The sequence below is a fragment of the Alcaligenes sp. GCM10023179 genome, assembly GCF_042653705.1.
Taxonomy (GTDB): domain Bacteria; phylum Pseudomonadota; class Gammaproteobacteria; order Burkholderiales; family Burkholderiaceae_B; genus Alcaligenes; species Alcaligenes phenolicus.
On the sequence record NZ_JBHSIQ010000001.1, the window covers coordinates 977,276 to 998,307 of the forward strand.

A 21,032-nucleotide genomic window follows, 5' to 3' on the forward strand; every position below is an offset into this window, starting at 1 on the left:
CATGCCCAATCAGCAAGCGGCGGCGGTTGCTCGCGTTGTTGAACTTAGCCAGCGTTATGGCGACACGCTCGCACTGGATCGTTTAAGCCTGGATGTGCCTGCCGCTTGCATGGTCGGACTGATTGGTCCTGACGGCGTGGGCAAGTCCAGCTTGCTGTCCTTGCTGGCGGGCGCCCGTGTGATTCAGGAAGGCCGTATTGAAGTGCTGGGTGGCGATATGGCGGAAAAAAGCCATCGCGACCAGATTTGCCCGCGCATTGCCTACATGCCTCAAGGCTTGGGCAAGAACCTGTATCCCACCTTGTCGGTGGAAGAAAACCTGCAGTTTTTTGGTCGATTGTTCGGGCACGATGCTGCCGAGCGCCGTCGCCGAATTGATGATTTGACGCGCAGCACGGGCCTGCATCCTTTTCTGACACGGCCTGCAGGCAAGCTTTCGGGCGGTATGAAGCAAAAGTTGGGTCTGTGCTGCGCATTGATTCACGATCCGGACTTTCTGCTGCTGGACGAGCCTACCACCGGCGTGGACCCCTTGGCCCGCAAGCAGTTCTGGGATCTGATCGAGCGTATTCGCATCGAACGTCCCAGCATGAGCGTGATTGTCGCCACCGCTTATATGGACGAGGCCCAGCGTTTTGACTGGCTGGTCGCCATGGACGACGGCCAGATTCTGGCAACAGGTTCGCCCAAAGAACTGCTGGAGCGCACGGAAAGCAAGAGTCTGGAGCAGGCCTTTATTCGCCTCTTGCCCGAGGACAAGCGTCAAGGCCACAAGGCTGTAGAAATCCCGCCATTGGATGTGGATGCGGACGATATTGCCATTGAAGCCGAAGGGCTGACGATTCGCTTTGGCGACTTTACCGCCGTTGACAATGTGTCCTTCCGGATACGTCGTGGCGAAATTTTTGGCTTTCTGGGCTCGAACGGCTGCGGTAAATCCACCACCATGAAGATGCTGACGGGGCTGTTGCCTGCCTCCGAAGGTCAGGCCTGGTTGTTTGGCCACGAGGTCGATCCCAAAGACATCGATACCCGCCGTCGTGTGGGCTATATGTCACAGGCTTTTTCCCTGTACAGCGAGCTGACGGTCCGGCAAAACCTGGTGCTGCACGCCCAGTTGTTCCATGTTCCCGAGGACGAGGTGGAAGGCCGTGTGGCGGAAATGGTGGAGCGTTTTGAGCTGGGCCAGATTCTGGACCGTTTGCCCGATGCCATTCCTTTGGGGATGCGCCAGCGCCTGTCCTTGGCGGTGGCCATGGTGCATAAGCCAGAGCTGCTGATCCTGGACGAACCCACTTCCGGTGTGGACCCAGTGGCTCGCGACAATTTCTGGCGCTTGCTGATTGAGTTGTCCCGCCGCGACAAGGTCACGATTTTTATCTCCACCCACTTCATGAACGAGGCCGAGCGTTGCGACCGCATGTCCATGATGCATGCCGGTAAAGTGCTCGATAGCGATACGCCTGCGAACCTGGTAAAAAAGCGTGGCGCCGCTGATCTGGAAGAAGCCTTCATTGGTTATTTGCTGGAAGCCAGTGGCCCCGAGCCTGAAGTGGAACCGGCGACAGAACAAGCGGTGGTGGCAAACGAAGCTCATAGCGAAAAGCGCGAACGCTTCAGCTTGCAGCGTTTGCTGAGCTACACCTGGCGCGAAGCGCTGGAGCTGCGTCGAGATCCGGTGCGAGCCACTTTGGCCTTGGCCGGTTCCCTGATTTTGCTGTTTGTGATGGGGTTCGGGATCACCCTGGACGTAGAGGATTTGCGCTACGCCGTGCTGGACCGCGACCAGACCAGTATCAGCCAGAACTACGCTTTGAACCTGTCCGGCTCGCGCTATTTTCTGGAGCAGGCCCCCTTAACGGATTACCAGGATCTGGACGACAGAATGCGGCGCGGCAAGATTGCGCTGGCGATCGAAATTCCGCCCGGTTTTGGACGTGATGTGCTGCGCGGCAGCAAGCCGGAAATCGCCGCCTGGGTGGACGGTTCCATGCCTACCCGTGCCGAGACCATTCAAGGCTACGTGAAGGCCATGCATCAGCAATGGCTGATTACCCAAGCCAAGGAGCGTCTGGGGGCAGGGGCTTTGGTCGTACCCGCCAGTATTCAGGACCGTTACCGCTACAACCCGGACGTCAAGAGCTTGCCGGCCATGGTGCCTGCCGTGATTCCGGTGCTGCTGCTGATGTTGCCTGCGATGTTGACGGCATTGTCCGTGGTGCGTGAAAAGGAACTGGGCTCCATCATCAACCTGTACGTCACGCCGGTCACCCGAGTGGAGTTTTTGCTGGGCAAGCAGATTCCCTATATCGGCCTGGCGATGATCAACTTTCTGTGCATGTGCCTCTTGGCCATCACGGTGTTCGATGTACCCATCAAGGGCAGCTTCCTGACCTTGAGCGTGGCCACCTTGATGTTTTGCGTGATTTCTACCGGCATGGGGTTGGTGGCTTCCACGGTGACGAAAAGTCAGATCGCGGCCATGTTCTTTGCCATGATCGGCACCATGCTGCCAGCCACGCAATTGTCCGGTTTGCTGAACCCGGTGTCCTCCATGGAAGGGATCAGCCGTTGGGCGGGCGAGATTTATCCGGCTACGCATATGTTCAACATCAGTCGCGGGGTATTTAACAAAGCACTGACCTTCTCGGATCTGCACGGGGCCTTGTTTGCCTTGTTGCTGGCCATTCCGGTGGTGTTGGGCGCGGCGGTCATGCTGCTGAAAAAGCAGGAGAAGTGAGATGAGAAAACTCAAGAATGTACTGTTGCTGGGCCGCAAGGAGCTGTGGAGTCTGGCGCGCGACCCCATGATGCTGCTGCTCATTGTGTACGTGTTTTCGGTCTCGATTTACACCTCCGCGACCGCGCAGCCCGAAACCTTGAACAATGCGCCTATCGCGATTGTGGACCAGGACCAGAGCCCCTTGTCAGCGCGCATTACTTCGGCTTTTTATCCGCCTGAATTCATCCACCCGCACATGATCGAGTATGGGGAAATGGACTCGGGAATGGATACGGGGCAGTTCACCTTTGTGCTGAACATTCCACCGAACTTTCAGCGCGATGTGCTGGCCGGACGCAGCCCCGAAGTGCAGTTGAATATTGATGCCACCCGCATGAGTCAGGCCTTTACCGGCAATAACTACATCCAGCAGGTGGTGATGGGCGAGGTTAACGAGTTTGTGCGGCGGTATCGCAGCATTGACACTTTGCCGGTGGATCTGGCCTTGCGGGTGCGGTTTAACCCCACACTGGAAAAAGCCTGGTTCGGCAGTATTGCCGAGGTCATCAACTCGGTGGCGATGCTGTCCATCATTCTGACCGGAGCCGCCCTGATCCGGGAGCGCGAGCACGGCACGATCGAACACTTGCTGGTGATGCCGGTCACACCGGGCGAGATCATGGCGTCCAAGGTCACGGCCATGGGACTGGTGGTCCTGGTGGCGACGGCGGCGTCGCTGAATTTTGTGGTGCGAGGTCTGCTGGGCGTGCCTATCGAAGGTTCCATTCCCTTGTTCCTGTGCGGCGCCGTTCTGTGTCTGTTTGCCATGACTTCCATGGGGATTTATCTGGCTACCTTGTCGCGCAGCATGCCGCAGTTTGGCTTGTTGTTGATGTTGACCTTGCTGCCCATGAACCTGCTCTCGGGCGGACGTACCCCCCGCGAAAGCATGCCTGAAATTGTTCAGAACCTGATGCAACTGGCTCCCACTACACACTTCGTGTCCCTGGGCCAGGCCATCTTGTTCCGGGGGGCTGGCATTGAAACGGTATGGCAACCCTTTTTAGCCCTGCTGGTGATCGGGACGGCTTTGTTCCTTCTGTCACTGCGGCGTTTTCGTAACACCATCTCTCAGATGGCTTGATGGACTGGGCCCCGTCAGGGGGCACTTTTTTCCTTTAAGGAGATTTCGATGAGCATGGAAACACTTCCCCTGGATCTGTACAAGGCCAATGTTGAGTTGCAACTGCGTATCACGCGCCTGCTGCAGGAGGGCGGCCATCGTTGGCTGGAGTCCGTACAGAAAAGTAATTTGCGCAGCATGGAGCAGACCACGGCCGAGATTGAAGGCTTGTTGCAAACGGGTAACTGGCAGTCCTTGGCCACCTTGCCCGCCGACACGTTCTGGCGTTTGTTCCAGCACGGCGTTAACGACAGCCAGACCATCAATCAATTAGCGATTCAGAACCAGACCGAGTTCACCTCCGGTTTGCAGGAAGCGCTGGAAGCCTGGCAGAAGTCGGTGATGGCGGTGGTCAGCAATACCAGTGCGGCCGTGCCAATGATGGATATTTTCAAGCAGTGGGGCGCACCTTGGGCAAACGCTGCCAGCGCCTCTGACACTAAAAAGGGAGCATAAGCGGTATGTCTACGGTTAAACGCACGGCGTTGGTGACAGGTGGGATGGGCGGTCTGGGCCAAGAGATCGCCCGTGCCCTGCATGATGCGGGCCATCAAGTCCTGGTGACTCACTCGCGCAGCGAGGCCGATGCCCAGGTCTGGCTTAAAGAGCAGGCCGATGCAGGTTATGTGTTTCAGGGCTATCACGTTGATGTGGCCGATTTCGAATCGTGCCAGCAAATGGCGCAAGCTATCGAGAAGGACGGTCTGCAAGTCGACATCCTGGTCAATAACGCCGGTATTACGCGCGATGGCACGTTCCGCAAGCTGAGCAAAGACAAGTGGGACGATGTGCTGCGCGTCAATCTGGACTCGGTGTTCAACGTCACCAAGCCTTTTATTGACGGCATGCTGGAGCGTACCTGGGGCCGAGTGATCAATATCTCGTCCATCAATGGCAGCAAGGGACAGTTCGGTCAAACCAACTACTCGGCCGCCAAGGCAGGGATGCACGGTTTCACCAAGGCCTTGGCTCAGGAAGTGGCGCGCAAGGGCGTGACCGTAAACACAATTTCCCCCGGTTATCTGGCCACCAAAATGGTCATGGCCGTGCCTGAAGATGTGCGTAATAGCATTATCGCGGGCATCCCGGTTGGCCGTTTGGGCAAGCCCGAGGAAATTGCGGCTCTGGTGACCTTTATTGCCAGCGAAGCAGCCGGATTTATGACAGGTAGTAATGTCGCCATGAATGGCGGCCAGCATATGTACTAAGCCCGACTCTGTTCGGCTGCTGCCTGTATGGGCCCGCTTGTCGGGCCTGCGACTTATGAAAGGAATGGATATGCACAAAGATATCGCCATTGTTGCTGCGACTCGTAGTCCCATCGGCCGTTTTCAAGGGGGGCTGTCTACGGTGCCCGCCCACGATTTGAGCGCACAACTGATTCGTGCCGTGCTCCAGAGCACGGGCGTTGCAGCCGAGCAGATTGATGAAGTTATTCTGGGCCAGATTCTGACCGCCGGCGCTGGTCAGAACCCGGCTCGTCAGGCCGCGGTGAACGCTGGCCTGCCTTATGAAGTTCCCTCCATGTCCCTGAACAAGCTTTGCGGTTCAGGCTTGAAAGCGGTGCATCTGGCGGCTCAGGCCATCGCCCTGGGCGATGCCGATCTGGTGCTGGCCGGTGGTCAGGAAAGCATGAGCCTGGCTCCCTTTGTTGTACACAAAGCCCGTACCGGCTTGGGCCTGGGCCACGCCATGATGGATGACACCTTGTTGCGTGACGGTTTGACCGACGCTTTCCACAACTACCACATGGGGATCACAGCCGAAAACCTGGCCGAGCGCTACGGCATCACCCGCGAACAACAAGATGCTTTTGCGGTGGAGTCCCAGCGTAAAGCCGTAGCCGCGATGGAAGCCGGACGCTTCAAGGACGAAATTACCCCCATCGACGTACCTCAGCGTAAAGGAGACCCTGTGCGCGTTGAGGCCGATGAACAGCCGCGTGCCCAAACCACGCTGGAGTCCTTGGCCAAGCTGCGTCCTGCCTTCAAGAAAGACGGCACGGTTACCGCCGGCAACGCGTCCACCATCAACGACGGTGCAGCCGTACTTTTGCTGGCCAGCGCAGAGAAAGCCAAGGAATTGGGCCTGCCCGTTCTGGCCTGGATTCGTGGCTGGGCCAGCACGGGCGTAGATCCGGCCATCATGGGTATTGGCCCGGTATCGGCCAGCCGCAAGGTCTTGAAGAAGGTGGGTTGGGAACTGGATCAACTGGACCTGATCGAAGCCAACGAAGCCTTTGCCGCTCAATCGCTGGCGGTGGCCAAAGACTTGCAGTGGGATATGGACAAGGTCAACGTCAATGGCGGTGCCATCGCTTTGGGTCACCCCATTGGTGCTTCCGGCGCGCGCGTGCTGGTGACTTTGGTTCATGAAATGCGTCGCCGTGGTGCCCAGAAAGGTCTGGCCACCTTGTGCATTGGCGGTGGTCAAGGCGTAGCGATTGCCATTGAGGCCGCTTGAACAGATAGCTGATGGAAGGGAGAAGATGATGACAGATAAGTCTCGTGACGACAGCACGGCCTGGTCCTCCTGGATGATGAATCCCTGGAACCTGGGTCAGACCGTCTCCTCGTACCTGGTGGACGCTTGGCAGCGCGCCATTCTGTATGCCGATATCGAGCGTCAGGTCGGGGATCAGTACCAGGCTCAACGCAAGGTTGAGGTGCCCAATGTGCTGAACTTCCCGGCTGAACTGGTCATGTCGGGCCTGAGTCTTCCCCGACCCGTTAACTATCTGATGGTGCGCATTCTGGCACCGGAAGATCAGCCTACCGATCCCAGCAAACGTCCTTTCCTGGTGGTGGACCCCAGGGCAGGGCACGGACCGGGGATCGGTGGCTTCAAGTCCGACAGTGAAATCGGTGCTGCGCTGCAAGCCGGGCACCCTTGTTACTTTGTTGGTTTTTTACCGGACCCCGTTCCCGGTCAGACCGTCGAGGATGTGATGCGAGCCCATGCTGCCTTTGTCAGCAAAGCGGCTGAATTGCATCCGGAAAGTCAGGGCAAGCCGGTGGTGATTGGCAATTGTCAGGCGGGCTGGCAGGTCATGATGGCCGCCGCCGTCTGGCCGGAGCTGTTTGGCCCCTTGATTCTGGCCGGTGCGCCCGTGTCCTATTGGGCCGGTCGCAACCCCATGCGTTATGCCGGAGGTCTGCTGGGCGGCAGCTGGCTGACTGCTATGACCAGCGACCTGGGCAATGGCCGTTTTGATGGTGCGTGGCTGGTCAAGAATTTCGAGAACCTGGACCCGGCCAATACCTTGTGGTCCAAGCAGTACAACGTGTACGCCAAGGCCGACACCGAGGCCGAGCGCTATATCGGTTTCGAGAAGTACTGGGGGGGTTATGTCTTTTTGAATGATGTGGAAATGCAGTACATCGTGGACAACCTGTTCATTGGCAACAAGCTGTCTACAGCCCAGTTGTTGACGTCGGATGGCATCCGTATCGACCTGCGCAATATTCGCTCGCCCATTGTGGTGTTCAGTTCCTTTGGCGACAACATCACGCCGCCTGCACAGGCCCTGGGCTGGATTACTGACTTGTATCTGGACGACGATGATGTACGCAGTCACGACCAGACCATTGTGTTCACGACCCATGATCGTATCGGGCACCTGGGTATTTTTGTGTCGGGCAGTGTGGGCAGTAAAGAGCACCGCAAATTTGCCAGCACGATTGATCAAATTGACCTGTTGCCCGCCGGAATTTATCGGGCCACTGTCGAGGAAACGCCCGACGACGACACCTTATTGAATGACCCCTATCTGATGTCGGTGCGTCAAAGCAGCCTGGCTGAAATTGCGGAGATTGTGCAGCCTGATCCCGAATCTGATCGCCGCTTTGCTGCCGCTGCCCGTCTGTCGGAAATCAATCTGGCTTTTTACAAGAGCACCTTGCAGCCTTGGGTAAAAGCTTTGACTACGCCTTATACCGCCGCGTTGCTGGAAGCATTGCATCCCATGCGCTTGTCTTACGAGTCCTGGACCAGCGCCCATCCCTGGGCCGCAACGATCCACCAATGGGCCGAGAATATCGCACAGCAGCGTCAGACTGTGGATGAGGATAATCCTTTCCTGGAGGCGCAGGAGAATTTCTCCCAGGCCATGGAACGGGTCTTGAATAATTACCGTGATCGTCGCGACAGCATCTATCAGATCTGGTTCGACACCGTCTATGGCTCTCCTTTGCTGATGGCCCTGGCCGGTCATGCACCGGGCGATTCCATCCCGGCGCGTCCCCATCCTGGTAGTTCGCCCGAGCATCTGGCCTTTGTACGCCAGCAAATGCACAGATTGGATGGCTTGTTGAACGAAGGCGGTTTGCTGGAAGCAGCACTGCGTGGTTTGTTCCATATAGCCAAGCAGCGCAACAGCGTGGACGAGCGTTATCACCATGCCGCCATGCGTTTGCGCGAGCAATACGACACGGGCAATTTTGATATTGAAAAAATGCGTGCTGCAATTCGCGAGCAGGCCCTGGTGCTGGCGCACCACGGTCATAAGGCCGTGGAAGCGATTCCCCATTTGCTTAGCAAGCAGACGCCCGAGGAAATTCGTCTGGTGGCATCCCTGATCAAGCAATTGATCAGCGCCATCGACGAACAAGACCCTGCCTCCGAGGCGGTAACTCAAGCTTCCCAAGAAGTTCTTGGCTTGTTCGAGTCAGCCGCCAAACAGCAGGAGCAGGGCGAGAAATCGAGCAGTGCAGGCACCAAGCCCGTCGCCAAAACAGCAAGCAAGGTCACAACGAAAGCAGCTGTTAAAACGACGCCTGCAGTGGCCAAGAAGTCGGCTGTTCCTGCGTCAGTAAAGCCAACGGCGGCCCAGCCAGTACAGAAAACGGTCGTGAAATCGACTGGTACATCGTCACCAGCTACGACCGCTAAAACAGCAGCAACAGCACCAGTGAAAGCAGCCGCCAAGCCCGCAGCTGACAAGCCTGTTGCTCGCTCCATGGGTGATACCAAGGTTGGCGCCACGACAAAAGCAGAGGGTAATACAGCGGCCAAACCCCAGGCCAAATCGGCGGAGCCCAGCAAGGAAACAGGTAAAGCGACCCGCGTTGCTGGGACTCCAGCCTCCGCCGTTTCAAGCTCGGCAGCTCCTGCTACAAGCAAATCGCCAGTATCTAAACCTGCCATGAGCCCATCGCCAGCATCCGGACAGAGCAAGGCTGTAGCTCAGCCTGCCAGCACGGGCGCTCCGTCCAGGACTCGTCAGCGCAAATCCTGAGATTTGGCGTGAATGAATTTTTGAAGGAGTTTTGAGTATGAAGTATTCATTTTCCGGCCACTCTGTTCTGGTAACGGGTGCGGCCTCCGGCATTGGTGCCGCCACGGCCCGCATGCTGGCGGCCAATGGTTTGTCGGTCGTGGTGTCCGACGTACAGGCTGATGCCGTGCAGGCCGTGGTCAAGGAAATTGAGCAGGCCGGTGGCAAGGCCGTGGGCAATGTGGCCGATGTCACCCAGCCTGATCAAGTAAAGGCGGCTGTTGATTGCGCCATTGAGCATTTCGGGGCCTTGCACTTTGCCGTCAATAACGCCGGTGTGGGCGGGGATTCCGGCCCGGCTGGCGAAATGGACCTGGATGGCTGGCGTCGCCTGATCGACATTAATCTGAACGGCGTAGCCTATGGCCTGCGCTATCAGATCCCCGCCATTTTGGCGGCAGGGGGCGGCGCCATTGTGAATATGTCTTCCATCATGGGCCTGGTTGCCAATCCGACATTGCCCGGCTACAACGCGGCCAAGCATGGAGTCGTCGGCCTGAGCCGTTCTGCGGCTTTGGAGTATTCCTCCAAAGGCATACGCATCAATACCATCCACCCCGGTTATGTGGATACCCCCATTCTGTCGGGCTTTGATGAGGCCGCGCGCGCTGCTTTGGTGGCCCAGCACCCGATTGGTCGTTTGGGCCATGCGGATGAAATCGCCCATGCCATTGCTTTCCTGCTTTCGGATGGTGCCAGCTTCATGACGGGTGCTTGCATGGTGGCCGATGGGGGCTACACCTCTATTTGAGTTGGGGGATCACGTCGCTGCGAGAACAAAATCAGTATTTCAATCCAAAATTAGCCAGCGAAAATCCGGGCCCCACTTTTACTGGGGCCTATTTTTAAGGAGTTCCACAATGAAGTATTCATTCTCTGGTCACTCTGCTTTGGTGACGGGGGCAACGTCAGGTATTGGCGCTGCGACCGCACGTGTGCTGGCTGCGAATGGTTTGTCTGTGGTGGTGTCCGGTAGAAATCGTAGTGCCCTGGAGGAGGTGGTCAAGGAGATCGAACAAGCGGGTGGCAAGGCGGTAGCCCAAGTAGCCGATGTGACCAAGCCCGAGCAAGTGAAAGCCTTGGTGGATTGTGCCATTGAGCATTTCGGCGCTTTGCACTTTGCTGTCAATAATGCAGGCATTCTGGGCGGCTCCAAGCCGGTTGGGGAGATGGATCTGGATGATTGGCATCGCCTGATCGATACCAATCTGAATGGCGTAGCCTATGGCTTGCGCTATCAGATTCCGGCTATTTTGGCAGCGGGTGGTGGGGCGATTGTGAATATGTCGTCCATCATGGGCCTGGTGTCCAATGCCCGTTTGCCCGGCTATAACGCGGCGAAACATGGGGTAGTGGGGTTGAGCCGAGCCGCAGCGCTGGAATACTCCTCCAAAGGCATACGCATCAATACGATTCACCCCGGCTATGTGGATACACCGATTCTGTCGGACTACGACGAGGCGGCGCGGGCTGATCTGGTGACTCAGCATCCTATTGGCCGCTTGGGGCATTCAGATGAAATTGCCCATGCCATTGCCTTCCTGCTGTCGCAGGGGGCCAGCTTCATGACGGGAGCATGTCTGGTGGCCGACGGGGGCTATACCGCTCGTTAAGCGACAGGTTTGGCGGCTCTTTTTTTGTGTTGGAGCCGCCATCCTGTGTTGGAAAATATACTGATGCCGACATCCGACATCCGACATCCGACATCCGACATCCGACATCCGACATCCGACATCCGACATCCGATACCTGATATCCGGCTCGATCCTTGATGCGGAGGAATGGGGCACCTCTATTCCAGTCTTATTTCACACCAATAATTTTGATGGTAGTGATCGATACCGAGCCCGGCAGCACACCAGTAGCAGCATGAGCCTCGGTGATAGGGATATGGATTCTTGCCGAACCGCCAATACCCAGTTGTTTGACGATATCTTGGAATAGGGGCGGCAAGTTCGTGGTGAGACTGGTTTTGGTTTCTCTGGCCGCCAGCACCTCACCTGTGGCCAGTTCCTCATCCAGTTCAAACAGAATGTCGCTGCTAGCGGTTACCATGGGCGCCTTGCCCTTGCTCAAGATTTTGTAGACCACACCATCAGGCATTTTGATTGCGCCTTTTTCGGCTCCAGCCGCCGCAAGAACAGACTTGGCCTGTTTCTCGTTCTTGGACAGCATGGCTTGCTCCAATAACTTGTCTACGTTGGCCAGCTCCACAGAAATGATGCTGGAGGACAGCTGCAGGCGTTGATCGATCTTGTCGCTGAAGCCTTGTGAGAAGGCTTGCAAATCCAGTGTTTTGCCAATGGATGCCAGCTTCTGTGTCTCGTGCGGCGCACTGTCCGCATACCAGGCTCCGATGGCATAGCTAAGGCGGATATCTGACGAGGCTGCATCATTCACAATCATGCGCCTGGGGGCTCCGCCAGATTCGGCCTTGCTGGCAGTAAGAGCCTGCGCGACCAGTCTGTGCTGCAAGTCCTGTTTTGTTTCCTTCAGACCATCAATTTCTTTTTTGAGGGTGGTGATTTCAGCCGCATTTGCAGCCAGTCTGCTGTCTTGTGACTGGCCATTAGACAGCTCCAGGCTTCGGTCTCTTTGCAGGCTTTCCAGTTCTGATGCCAAAGCATGTTTCTGACTCAGCTCTTCTTCCAGACGCTGACTCAATTCCTTGATCCGTGCTTGGTTCTGCTCCTGATCGATAGCAATGGGCGCCAGGACCAGAGCTCCATCCGGTTCTGCCTGTAGCTGCTGGAGTTGTTGTTGCAGCTGGCTATTCAGGTTTTCGGCATCCGACAGGCGCTGTTGCAAGGCGATCAACTGAGTATTGGCTTGATGCAGTTCGTTGCGGAGCAAGGCTTGGCTGTTGTCCTGATCAGAATCGACAGCGAAAGAGGGGACGGTATTTCGCTTTACTGGATTTGAGGCGGGTTGGGGGCGAGCTAGGCCGTCGCCAATAATGTTTTCCTGGGCCAGGCGGTCCAGTAAACCTGTTCCAACCGAGTGAGAGGCCTCATAGAAAATCAGCAAGGTGCAGCACAGGGCTGCATTGAAGTACTTTTTCATAGCTTGTTCAGGGATTGAACGCGATCGACCATATTGGAATAGACGGCGTTGTTGATCCGGATGCAAACCAGGGAAAGCATTTTATTCACTTCGGTCAGCATGATTTCAGACGCATTTTCATCAATCAGAGATGCATTGGCCTTGTAGATGCCAAAGTTCTCATCAATGGTCTGCATTTGCTGTCGATATTTCTCATAAGAGACGGGGTCCAGCTCTTTCAGCGCGGCGAACTCTTGAAAGCACTTGTCTTCCTTGCCCGACGCGGCGGATTCCGGGGTGGGCCGAACAGGGGCGCTAGCTTGGCAAGCAGAAAGAAAAAGAGCGACCAGGATGGCCGCGCCGGGAACAGCGAATCGCATAAACACCTCGAGACGTTCGACTATCTTTATTCAGATTCTTTTAGGGGACGAGCATTGAGTTCGAGCGTTGCAGCCAAGTTGGGACATGCAGGCCATTTCTGCCTGTGGTAAGTGATAGCCTCGCGTGGCGCGATCAGAGTGTCTGGGCTTGTGCTGCACGGGAATTGGACCATGCAGATGCGGGCAGAAAATTAAGAACTATCTGATTTTCACGGTTCGCGATTATCGACAGGAGTACAAAAATCCTGCCGCTTTTCATAGGAAGCCGTGATTGTGCAGGGGCGGGCTTGAAAGCCCGCTAGCGTGTTCAGTGGGTAAGGTCCGGATCTATGGCTTGCCTGATGTTTGGGGCGGGATATAGATCAGCGACAGAAGCAGTAGCATCAGGCAGATAAGTCCGGCCAGAATATTGGTGCCGCTCCAGCCAGCAAAGCTGAACAGGAAGGCAGGGGCAAAGGCACCCAGTGTGGCAAAGATGGAGACGCCCAGATCATTCAAGCCCTGTACCGCCATAGCTTGCGGCTTGCCTTCCAGGCAGTTGCTCAGCAAGGCACTGCCACCGACATAAGTAAAGTTCCATCCCAGCCCCAGCGTTAACAGGGACAGGCTCAGCGCCGTATAAGTATGAGCCACGATATTGGCCAGACTGCTGAGCAGCAAGAGCACGATGCCGCTGATGGCAATGGTTTTCAGGCCAAATTTTTGAATCAGAAAGCCGGTGAAAAAGGAGGGGGCAAACATGGCCAGCACATGCCATTGAATGGCGGTGCTGATATCCGAGAAATGCACATGAAGATGGGACATATGCATGGAAGCTTGAATCATCAGCAGATTCATGATGCCGTAACCTATGGCCGCAATGCAGATGGCAATGGCCAGGGTTTTGTTGTGCAGCACCAGTCCAAGTGCCTGGCCACGGCTTTTTTCCCCGGGTGCCGCGCCATGACTCGGTTTTACTTCTTTGATGAGCAGATTCAGTATCAGCGACACTAGGGCCAGAACGGTGAAGGCAGCATAGCAGGCGGAAAATTCCTGTCCGAAGCTGCTGCTTTTCAAACCCCGTATCAGCATTGGGCCTGACACGGCGGCAACTACCCCGCCAGCCACAACTAATGAAATGGCGCGTGGTTTCAATCTGTTGTTCAGTCCGTCCGTGGCCGCAAAGCGATTGAAGTTGGCAAAGGCAATATAGATTCCCAGCAGGGCGTGTGAGGCCACCAGCCAGGAAAACTGCTTCATTTCGATCGCCCAATATCCCACCACCCCCGATACAGCCAAAGGCAGGCTTGCCAGCAGAAATGATTTCTTGCGACCTATGGCAGCCATCAATCTGGAGGCGGGCAAGGTAAAGAGCATCACAAACAGGAACTGAAAACCGTAAGGAACGGTGGATAACCAGGGCTCGGGGGCCAAACTGCCACCTACCAATGCAGCCATGGTGACAGACATGACGGCAGTGGTCAGGTTGATGGATTGGGCCAGAAAGTAAAGGTAGGTTCTGTAAGGAAGGTGGATGGCAGTCATGGTGCTACGTGGCGAGGGATATTGAGGCTGATCGTGCAGTCAGGACCAGCGGAAGTGTGATGCAACGCGTTCTGTATGTGCAGGAGAAAATGCTGGTCACGTCTGCACATGCTGGTGGGGATTTTGGCCTTGTCGGGGGCCCCTGTCTCGAACAGTCGGTGTACTATCCTGAAAACTGTTAGCTAATTTTTTCTAACAGTGTTTGGGGAGCAGGCAGGTATGGGTTTTCATGAGCGTTTGAAGGACGCCATCCTCCAGGGCGAGTGGGCGGTAGGGCAGCAGTTACCTTCGATTCGCAAGATGATGGCAAGGGAGGGTTTGAGCCATCACACAGTCGTCAGTGCGTACACCCGTCTGGTGGGTGAGGGCATGCTGGAGGCCTTGCAAGGGCGCGGTTATTTTGTGGCCCGCTGGTCCGGTTTGAACGAGGACCTGCCCATTCTGCCGTCCGAAGCCCCGATGGATCCCTTGTTTAAACTGCTGCAGGCCAGGCCCGAGCAGTGCAAGCTGGGCTGTGGTTGGTTGCCCCTGCTTTGGCGGGATACGGATATGCTGGCCAAGGCCATACGCAAAACGGCCCGATCTGGCCGTAGTGGTTTGGTGGAGTATGGCGATATTCATGGGTATCTGCCGTTACGCAAGCAGTTGTCCCTTTTGCTGCGTCAATCGACCTTGATCCAGGTTTCTCCTCAGCAGATTTTGACGACCCTGGGAGCAACGCAAGCCTTGGATCTGATCTCGCGCACGGTGATTCGCGCCGGGGATCATGTTCTGGTGGATGAGCCTTGCAGCAGTAATTTGATCAAGCTGATTCGTTTGTGCGGTGGGATACCTGTCGGGGTGCCTCGTCTGGCGGATGGGCCGGATGTGGCGGCGCTGGATCGTATTTTGCAGACTCACAAAGTGCGGGCTTTTTTCTGCAATAGCACTTTTCATAATCCAACTGCTGCGGGTTTAAATCCCAAGGTGGCTTTTGAAGTGCTGAAGCGCGCAGCCGAACACGATTTTCTGATTGTGGAAGATGATGTGTATGGGGATTTTTTCCCTGGTGTGCGTCAGACGTTTGCGGGGCTGGGGGATTTTGAGCATGTGGTCTATATAGGCAGTTTCTCCAAGTCGCTGTCGGCTTCCTTGCGTATCGGCTATCTGGTTTGTGGGCCGAAGTTGATGGAGTCCTTGCTGCGTCTGAAATTGTTGACCAGTGTGGCCGTACCGGGGTTTTGCGAGCGTTTTGTGAATACGATTCTGGCCGATGGCACTTATGCCAAGCACACGCAGGCGATTCAGCGCCAGTTGATGACGCATCAGCAAGTTGCGCAAAAGGTACTGAAAGAATACGGCTGGGAGTTCGAGGTGCAGGCGCAAGGTGGAATGTTCTTGTGGATTCGGCATCCGGATCTGCCGGATTTGACGGACTTTATTCAGCGGCTGGAGAGCAAAGGGGTTTTGCTGATGCCGGGAAGTGCGTTTGCCGTCAGCAAGGAGTTCAAGGACAGGACGCGATTGAATGTGGCGCATTTGATGCCTGCGGTGTTTGATTGTCTGGATGTGAGTGTGGGAGCTTGATTCTTGGTCAGTATCTGGGTTTTTTTGCCAAGACGCCCCTCAAGCCCGCCGCCCGACCAATCGGCTGAGCCCTTGCCGGTGCTGCGCACCGGTGCCCTTGGCGTACCATTGCTCCGGGCGCGCCCTTAACTCCGGGGGTGACTGGTCCCCCGGACCAGCCACAAGCGTCCCCGTCAAACAGAAGGGCGCTTGCATCCCTACGCAATGGTTCGCCGGCGGCAAGGACTCTGACCCGCCGATTGGTCGGGCGGCGGGCTTGAGGGGCTTGGGAAATACATAAAGAGCAAGCCAGAATCCCAAACTGGGTTCTGGCTTGTTGGTGTAAAAAAACCGGCCCCGTTTGCCTATGCATACAGGTGGGGCCGGGGTCGGCTTAAGGCTTCAGAACGGGTTGGTGTCCTGCCAGGGGTTTCATCGATTCCACGGCGTAGGCTACGTTCAGGATGCGTGCTTCTTCAAAGGCAGGGCCGATGATTTGCAGGCCTACGGGCATGCCGTTGGAGATACCGGCGGGCACCGTGACGGCCGGCAGACCGGTCAGGTTGCTGGGGCCGGTAAAGCGGATGCCTTCGTCGATGAAGTCCAGCGTTTTTCCGTTGATGTTGACGGTATCCACGCCAATGTCCGGTACCTGGCAAGGCAGGGTGGGGGCGATGATGACGTCTACGTCGCTGAAGGTGCCGGTAAATTGCTGTTTGAGGGCGCGGCGTACTTGCTGGGCTTGCAGGTAGTCGATGCCGCTGAACAGTTCGCCCAGTTCAAACAGGAAGCGAATGTCACCGCCAAAGTCTTCTGGGCGTTTGATCAGGTCCTGGTGGTGGATGGTCGCCGCCTCGGTCAGGCTGACGGCCAACTCGGCCCATTCGGAGTAGCGCAGGGCAGGCACGTTCAGGGGGATGACTTTGGCGCCCTGTTTTTCCAGGTCGGTCAGGCGGTCGCGAATGACTTTTTCAATGCCCGAGTCGACATTCTTGAAGAAGTAGTCTTCGATGATGCCAATGCGCAGGCCTTTGACGTTGCCGTTCAGAGCGCTCAGGTAGGAGCCGACAGGGACATTGGCGCAGGTCGGGTCGCGGGGATCAAAACCGGCAATCACTTCCAGCATCGCGGCAGCGTCCGCTACGGTTTTGGACATGGGGCCAACGTGGTCCAGGGTCCAGGCCAGCGGATAGACGCCAAATTTACTGACGCGTCCGTGCGTGGGTTTCAGGCCCACAATGCCGCAAGCGGCCGACGGGATGCGAATGGAACCGGCTGTGTCAGTACCCAGCGTGTTGTAAGAGCTGTGGGAGGCAACGGCGGCGCCGGAGCCACCGCTGGAACCGCCGGGGACGCGATCAGGGTTCCAGGGGTTATGCACGGCACCAAAGTGCGGGTTGTTGTTGTCAATGCCCCAGGCATATTCGTGCATGTTCAGCTTGCCGGTGAAGATTACCCCGGCATCGCGCAGCTTGGTGGCAACGGTGGCGTCGTCCTTGGAGACAAAGTCCTTGTGAATCTTGGAGGCCATGGTGGTGACCTCGTTCGCAAAGTAAATATTATCTTTCAGCGCCAGGGGCACACCATGGAACACGCCCTTGTACTTGCCGGCCATGATGTCCTGTTCGGCTTGCTTGGCACTTTTTCTGGCCTGCTCGGCGGTGACGGAAATGTAGGCGTTGGTCTGTGGGTTCGACTTGTCGATGTAGGCCAGTAGGTTGTCGGTCACTTCGACAGGAGAAACAGCCTTGTTGCGCAGTTTGTCCGCCAGTTCAATGACGCTTAGCTCAAGCAATTCCTTATTCATGGTGATCCCCTCCGGCCAGGTGTTTGATAGCAAGGTCGGCATCGTCAATGGCGATGCCTTCCAGATTGCCTTTCATGGCTTGAATCTCGCGCCATTTGGTCTCCAGCTTGGCCAGATGTTCGGGACTGGGGTGTATTCCTTTTGCAGCCAGGGTGTCTTTGACACTTACAGTCATTTGTCCTCTCCTTATCGTTTTCAAAACCGTGCATGCGCCAATGACGCGCACAAAAAAAGCCCCACCCCTGGTGACAGGGAGTGAGGCTTTATTGCCTGCATGTCGCTGGCAACGTTGGCAGCGCATGCATGTGTTTTGGCAGACTCAGATGTCTGCTTTTTCAATCTACAAAATATTGATGCCTAAACATACTGGGGTTTACCAGAGGACGTCGAGGACGGGAAAAGCTCGTCGATTTTGCAGCTTTCCGGCCTCTGATCTATGCGCTTTAGCCGGCTTGATTCACAGATTCAGACAGTAGGTAAAAAGCACTATCGGAATAGTCTTATGGTTTGTTGGGGTATGAATGGGTGAAATTATATCTGGGTCTTTTTACATGCCTATTTAAAAAAAGGTAATCCCATGAGAAATAAAAAATGCAAAAGCAAGTTATGTTCAATACTGGTAGCCGGTTTTTTTACCTGCTTTTCCGTGAATGCTGTTGCTCAAGCTAGTGAGGATTGCCTAAGAAATACGGATTTGAATTTATATGACTGGAAAGTCGAGCCTTATGGAAATGGATTCTATAACGGTCAGGTAATAGCATCAGCATTGACAAACGCGACATTCTTTTATTCGTCAAAAGAGCGTAAAGCCAGTGTGGATGCGGGGGGAGTGAACGGTGGTAATCACCCCTATAACGCTATTCCTATGCCCAAGACACCTGGTGTGGGAGTACGAGTTTCCTGGAATGGATTTTATAGTCTTTACGCGTTTACTGCGTCCTCTGTCCGTCCTGACGGAACCCCGGTTTCTGTTTCTTATATGGGGAAGATGTTGACCGGAGAAGGCCCAAAAAGTTACACGATTTCGTATTATTTTAAATACGAAATCGTGGTGATCGACGCGGAAAAATATAAAGGTGGAAAGCTTGAGGTCACTAATGAGCAGGCAGTTACTGCTTTTGTTTCTCGGACTAGTTCGGCAGGCAGAAACACAATTTGCGTTAATGGGATCCTTGATCTTATGGGGCCTTTGGTAAAAGGGGGCGGAATTCCCGAAATGCCCAAACCACCAGCGCCCACCTGTTCGTCGGCTGACCTGAACCGGGTGGTGTCCATGCCGCCCATCACCCTCTCGCAGTTGGCCGCATATGGCAGCAGTCGCAGCGAGGGGAGGATCGCTGAACAGAACTTTGAACTGGTAGGCCGCGGCTGTCCGGCAGGTACCACGATCAAGGCCTTTTTTACCGATACTCGTGCCAGTTCGGAGTCCAAGAATTATTTGCGCTCTTCACATCCGTCGGTTGGTGTGCGTCTGTATCACCGGGATAGCCAGCAGCCAATCGAGTTTGGTCCTGCGCCTGTGGGTTCTACTTTGCCGGACCGGCCCCCCGTCGTGGAAGGGCCAACAAGCAGCTCTTTATCTGATATGCATTTGCCTATCACCGCCCAGTATGTGCAATTGCCCAATGTGCAAAGCGGCACGGTAACACCAGGCAGTTTGCAGGCCGAGGCCGTGGTCACTTTCATGTATGACTAGGCCTGTAAGGGCATCCGCTCATACAAAGAGCGGGCTGCACTGGCAAGGGCTGGGGTTTTCAGACTATTCCTAGGCCATTAGCCCGCAGGAAATCTTACGATCTCAGTTATCGATTCTGGCCTGGAAATTCCAGTCTGTTCATTGTTAGCCGGGGACATTCATGTTCGCACCATCCACTTCTCACATGCCACCTACGATGGTGATGAACTTGCTTCGTCAGCCTCGCTCGGAGTCCGGCTTGTGGATGCCCCGGCGCATTGTCCCTGCTGTCGGGCGTTCTGCTAAAGCAAGCGCAGCTCCGGTAGACAGCAAGGCCTTGAGCAGCCGCCTGGTCCGGCCTTACGGCTTTTCGGGCCGTAGCGGGTGCGCTCAGCCTGAACAGGGCGGGATGCTGATTACGCGGGCTGTTTTGCTCGATGCCTTGCGAAAGGAGCAGGTTCAGGCGTGGCTGCAGCCCAAGGTCTCGGTGCAGTCCCAGCAGTTGGTTGCGTTGGAGGCTCTGGCGCGCTGGCGTCACCCTCAATGGGGTGTCTTGTCACCCGATGTATTTTTGCCCTGGTTCAGTGAGCATGGCCTGGACGAGGCTTTGCTCTTGCATATGCTGCAAGAGGTTCTAGGTTTGCAGGCCTATTGGCGTCGTCAGGGTTTGTCGGTGCCTGTGGCAGTGAACCTGCCTACTCATTTGCTTGATGATGTCAGCCTGCCAGATCGTCTGATGGCCTGTGTACAGGAACAGCAGGGGCAGGCCAGCCAGATTACGTTGGAGTTGCTGGAAAACTCCAACACCCGGACGCCCTGCGCCTTGTTTTTAGGGGCTTCACGCCTGGTAGCGATGGGCTTTGGGCTGGCGCAAGATGATGCCGGGGTGGCCTACAGCTCAATGGAACGTTTGATGTCAGCCCCGTTTTCAGAACTCAAACTGGACCGGCAAAGTGTGTATGGCTTGGCGCACAGTCGCGAGCAAAGTGAACAGGTACAAGACTGGATCCGGGTGGCCAAGCAGCGTGGCCTGCGTGTTACCGCCGAAGGAGTAGAGCAGCAGGAGGATCTGGATTGCTTACGACAAATGGGCTGTGATTATGCTCAAGGCTATTTGTTCGCCAAACCCACACCCGCCTTTGAGCTGGATATGTGGATGCGTCAACGTTGGGCGACATGAATCAGGCATGCACGGCCCTGCCTTGTGCGTATTCAGGAGAACAGGTTGTTCTGGGTACAGAACGCAATCAGGTCCTGGTTGTTATGCACGTTCAGTTTGCGCATGGCCGATGCTTTTTGGGCGCTGATAGTCTTGATGCTGCGGTTTAATTGTTCAGCAATGGCGCTGATGGAGTCTCCCATGGCAAACAGGCGCAGGACTTCAAATTCCCGGGGGCTCAGGGACTCCAGGCGTTCCTGTACCGAGCTGGTCAGCACGTCTTTGGGCGTATCTTGCTTGAAATTGGCGGGGTAGTACTTCACGCCCTGGCGCAACAAGTGCAGGGCGACCAGGACTTCAGAGAGCTCGTCCTGTTTGAGGACAACTCCTTGTACGCCAGCATCGTACAAAGAAGAAATAATCATGGGGTTGGACACCATGGTCAGCACAATCAGTTTGACGTCGGGAAAGTGGCGCCGTAGATAAGAAATGAAGCGCATCCCGTCGCCATACTGCTCATCGCCGGGCATGGAGTAGTCGGTAATGATGGTATCGGGCTGGTTTTTCTGCAGGTGCTCGACCAGCTCCGAGGGGCTGGCAGCTACGGCCTCAACGCTCAGGTTGATATCGCGGCCCAGCAGCTCGCGTATCCCCATCAAAATCAATGGGTGATCGTCTGCAATGATGACGCGCAGTTTCTGAATGGCGGGCATTCGGGTT

General features: G+C 55.9%; 17 protein-coding genes. 11 read left to right on the forward strand and 6 right to left on the reverse strand.

Annotated features, from left to right (window positions below):
* Position 1: 1 nt before the first annotated feature.
* The 8 genes from rbbA (at position 2) to ACFPDR_RS04385 (ending at position 10,793) form a co-directional block, all read left to right on the forward strand.
* Positions 2-2,740, forward strand: coding sequence for a ribosome-associated ATPase/putative transporter RbbA (gene rbbA, locus ACFPDR_RS04350; RefSeq protein WP_376910640.1), 2,739 nt, complete (start codon positions 2-4; stop codon positions 2,738-2,740).
* 1 nt (position 2,741) lies between these two features.
* Positions 2,742-3,866 carry an ABC transporter permease gene (locus ACFPDR_RS04355; RefSeq protein ID WP_021446932.1) on the forward strand — a complete coding sequence of 375 codons (1,125 nt, stop codon included), beginning with the start codon at positions 2,742-2,744 and terminating at the stop codon, positions 3,864-3,866.
* Positions 3,867-3,920: 54 nt separating this feature from the next.
* On the forward strand, positions 3,921-4,361 hold the full coding sequence (locus ACFPDR_RS04360) for a phasin family protein (RefSeq protein WP_230940634.1): 441 nt from the start codon (positions 3,921-3,923) through the stop codon (positions 4,359-4,361).
* A gap of 5 nt (positions 4,362-4,366) precedes the next feature.
* Complete coding sequence (phbB, locus tag ACFPDR_RS04365) at positions 4,367-5,113, forward strand: acetoacetyl-CoA reductase (RefSeq protein ID WP_026484632.1); 747 nt, start codon at positions 4,367-4,369, stop codon at positions 5,111-5,113.
* Between the two features lie 70 nt (positions 5,114-5,183).
* Complete coding sequence (locus tag ACFPDR_RS04370; protein WP_009459302.1) at positions 5,184-6,368, forward strand: acetyl-CoA C-acetyltransferase; 1,185 nt, start codon at positions 5,184-5,186, stop codon at positions 6,366-6,368.
* A 25-nt stretch (positions 6,369-6,393) separates the two neighbouring features.
* Positions 6,394-9,141 carry a DUF3141 domain-containing protein gene (locus tag ACFPDR_RS04375; RefSeq protein ID WP_376910644.1) on the forward strand — a complete coding sequence of 916 codons (2,748 nt, stop codon included), beginning with the start codon at positions 6,394-6,396 and terminating at the stop codon, positions 9,139-9,141.
* Positions 9,142-9,178: 37 nt separating this feature from the next.
* On the forward strand, positions 9,179-9,931 hold the full coding sequence (locus tag ACFPDR_RS04380) for an SDR family NAD(P)-dependent oxidoreductase (RefSeq protein WP_060186352.1): 753 nt from the start codon (positions 9,179-9,181) through the stop codon (positions 9,929-9,931).
* A 109-nt stretch (positions 9,932-10,040) separates the two neighbouring features.
* Entirely contained in the window at positions 10,041-10,793 is a 753-nt protein-coding gene (locus tag ACFPDR_RS04385) for an SDR family NAD(P)-dependent oxidoreductase (RefSeq protein ID WP_021446930.1), read from the forward strand.
* A gap of 190 nt (positions 10,794-10,983) precedes the next feature.
* Here ACFPDR_RS04385 and ACFPDR_RS04390 read toward each other — a convergent pair whose 3' ends face one another.
* From ACFPDR_RS04390 to ACFPDR_RS04400, 3 genes are all read right to left on the reverse strand, one after another.
* Positions 10,984-12,243, reverse strand: a complete 1,260-nt coding sequence (locus ACFPDR_RS04390; RefSeq protein WP_266108039.1) for an FKBP-type peptidyl-prolyl cis-trans isomerase N-terminal domain-containing protein — start codon at positions 12,241-12,243, stop codon at positions 10,984-10,986.
* A complete protein-coding gene (locus tag ACFPDR_RS04395; protein WP_052159406.1) occupies positions 12,240-12,602 on the reverse strand; it encodes a hypothetical protein in 363 nt (120 codons plus the stop codon). The genes ACFPDR_RS04390 and ACFPDR_RS04395 overlap by 4 nt, the downstream gene beginning before the upstream one ends.
* 327 nt (positions 12,603-12,929) lie before the next feature.
* Positions 12,930-14,126 carry an MFS transporter gene (locus tag ACFPDR_RS04400; protein ID WP_371476344.1) on the reverse strand — a complete coding sequence of 399 codons (1,197 nt, stop codon included), beginning with the start codon at positions 14,124-14,126 and terminating at the stop codon, positions 12,930-12,932.
* 219 nt (positions 14,127-14,345) lie between these two features.
* On the opposite strand from ACFPDR_RS04400, the gene ACFPDR_RS04405 reads away from it, so the two are divergent.
* Positions 14,346-15,692, forward strand: a complete 1,347-nt coding sequence (locus ACFPDR_RS04405; protein WP_376910648.1) for a PLP-dependent aminotransferase family protein — start codon at positions 14,346-14,348, stop codon at positions 15,690-15,692.
* Positions 15,693-16,065: 373 nt separating this feature from the next.
* Here ACFPDR_RS04405 and ACFPDR_RS04410 read toward each other — a convergent pair whose 3' ends face one another.
* The gene (locus tag ACFPDR_RS04410) at positions 16,066-17,478 is read right to left on the reverse strand and encodes an amidase (RefSeq protein WP_376910650.1); all 1,413 of its coding nucleotides are present in this window, start codon (positions 17,476-17,478) and stop codon (positions 16,066-16,068) included.
* Positions 17,471-17,653 carry a hypothetical protein gene (locus tag ACFPDR_RS04415; RefSeq protein WP_003803240.1) on the reverse strand — a complete coding sequence of 61 codons (183 nt, stop codon included), beginning with the start codon at positions 17,651-17,653 and terminating at the stop codon, positions 17,471-17,473. Before ACFPDR_RS04415 ends, ACFPDR_RS04410 begins: the two co-directional genes overlap by 8 nt.
* Before the next feature lie 402 nt (positions 17,654-18,055).
* On the opposite strand from ACFPDR_RS04415, the gene ACFPDR_RS04420 reads away from it, so the two are divergent.
* Together ACFPDR_RS04420 and ACFPDR_RS04425 are read left to right on the forward strand one after the other, a co-directional pair.
* Entirely contained in the window at positions 18,056-19,174 is a 1,119-nt protein-coding gene (locus ACFPDR_RS04420; RefSeq protein ID WP_376910653.1) for a fimbrial protein, read from the forward strand.
* A 160-nt stretch (positions 19,175-19,334) separates the two neighbouring features.
* Positions 19,335-20,333: an EAL domain-containing protein gene (locus tag ACFPDR_RS04425; RefSeq protein ID WP_080748062.1), complete on the forward strand. Its 999-nt coding sequence runs from the start codon at positions 19,335-19,337 to the stop codon at positions 20,331-20,333.
* A gap of 32 nt (positions 20,334-20,365) precedes the next feature.
* On the opposite strand, the gene ACFPDR_RS04430 is transcribed toward ACFPDR_RS04425, so the two are convergent.
* The gene (locus ACFPDR_RS04430) at positions 20,366-21,025 is read right to left on the reverse strand and encodes a response regulator (RefSeq protein ID WP_035272032.1); all 660 of its coding nucleotides are present in this window, start codon (positions 21,023-21,025) and stop codon (positions 20,366-20,368) included.
* Positions 21,026-21,032 lie beyond the last annotated feature (7 nt).

Coding starts and splice junctions, on each gene's coding strand:
- rbbA (WP_376910640.1), top strand. CDS start 2: ATGCCCAATCAGCAAGCGGCGGCGGTTGCTCGCGTTGTTGAACTTAGC.
- ACFPDR_RS04355 (WP_021446932.1), top strand. CDS start 2,742: ATGAGAAAACTCAAGAATGTACTGTTGCTGGGCCGCAAGGAGCTGTGG.
- ACFPDR_RS04360 (WP_230940634.1), top strand. CDS start 3,921: ATGGAAACACTTCCCCTGGATCTGTACAAGGCCAATGTTGAGTTGCAA.
- phbB (WP_026484632.1), top strand. CDS start 4,367: ATGTCTACGGTTAAACGCACGGCGTTGGTGACAGGTGGGATGGGCGGT.
- ACFPDR_RS04370 (WP_009459302.1), top strand. CDS start 5,184: ATGCACAAAGATATCGCCATTGTTGCTGCGACTCGTAGTCCCATCGGC.
- ACFPDR_RS04375 (WP_376910644.1), top strand. CDS start 6,394: ATGATGACAGATAAGTCTCGTGACGACAGCACGGCCTGGTCCTCCTGG.
- ACFPDR_RS04380 (WP_060186352.1), top strand. CDS start 9,179: ATGAAGTATTCATTTTCCGGCCACTCTGTTCTGGTAACGGGTGCGGCC.
- ACFPDR_RS04385 (WP_021446930.1), top strand. CDS start 10,041: ATGAAGTATTCATTCTCTGGTCACTCTGCTTTGGTGACGGGGGCAACG.
- ACFPDR_RS04390 (WP_266108039.1), bottom strand. CDS start 12,243: ATGAAAAAGTACTTCAATGCAGCCCTGTGCTGCACCTTGCTGATTTTC.
- ACFPDR_RS04395 (WP_052159406.1), bottom strand. CDS start 12,602: ATGCGATTCGCTGTTCCCGGCGCGGCCATCCTGGTCGCTCTTTTTCTT.
- ACFPDR_RS04400 (WP_371476344.1), bottom strand. CDS start 14,126: ATGACTGCCATCCACCTTCCTTACAGAACCTACCTTTACTTTCTGGCC.
- ACFPDR_RS04405 (WP_376910648.1), top strand. CDS start 14,346: ATGGGTTTTCATGAGCGTTTGAAGGACGCCATCCTCCAGGGCGAGTGG.
- ACFPDR_RS04410 (WP_376910650.1), bottom strand. CDS start 17,478: ATGAATAAGGAATTGCTTGAGCTAAGCGTCATTGAACTGGCGGACAAA.
- ACFPDR_RS04415 (WP_003803240.1), bottom strand. CDS start 17,653: ATGACTGTAAGTGTCAAAGACACCCTGGCTGCAAAAGGAATACACCCC.
- ACFPDR_RS04420 (WP_376910653.1), top strand. CDS start 18,056: ATGAGAAATAAAAAATGCAAAAGCAAGTTATGTTCAATACTGGTAGCC.
- ACFPDR_RS04425 (WP_080748062.1), top strand. CDS start 19,335: ATGTTCGCACCATCCACTTCTCACATGCCACCTACGATGGTGATGAAC.
- ACFPDR_RS04430 (WP_035272032.1), bottom strand. CDS start 21,025: ATGCCCGCCATTCAGAAACTGCGCGTCATCATTGCAGACGATCACCCA.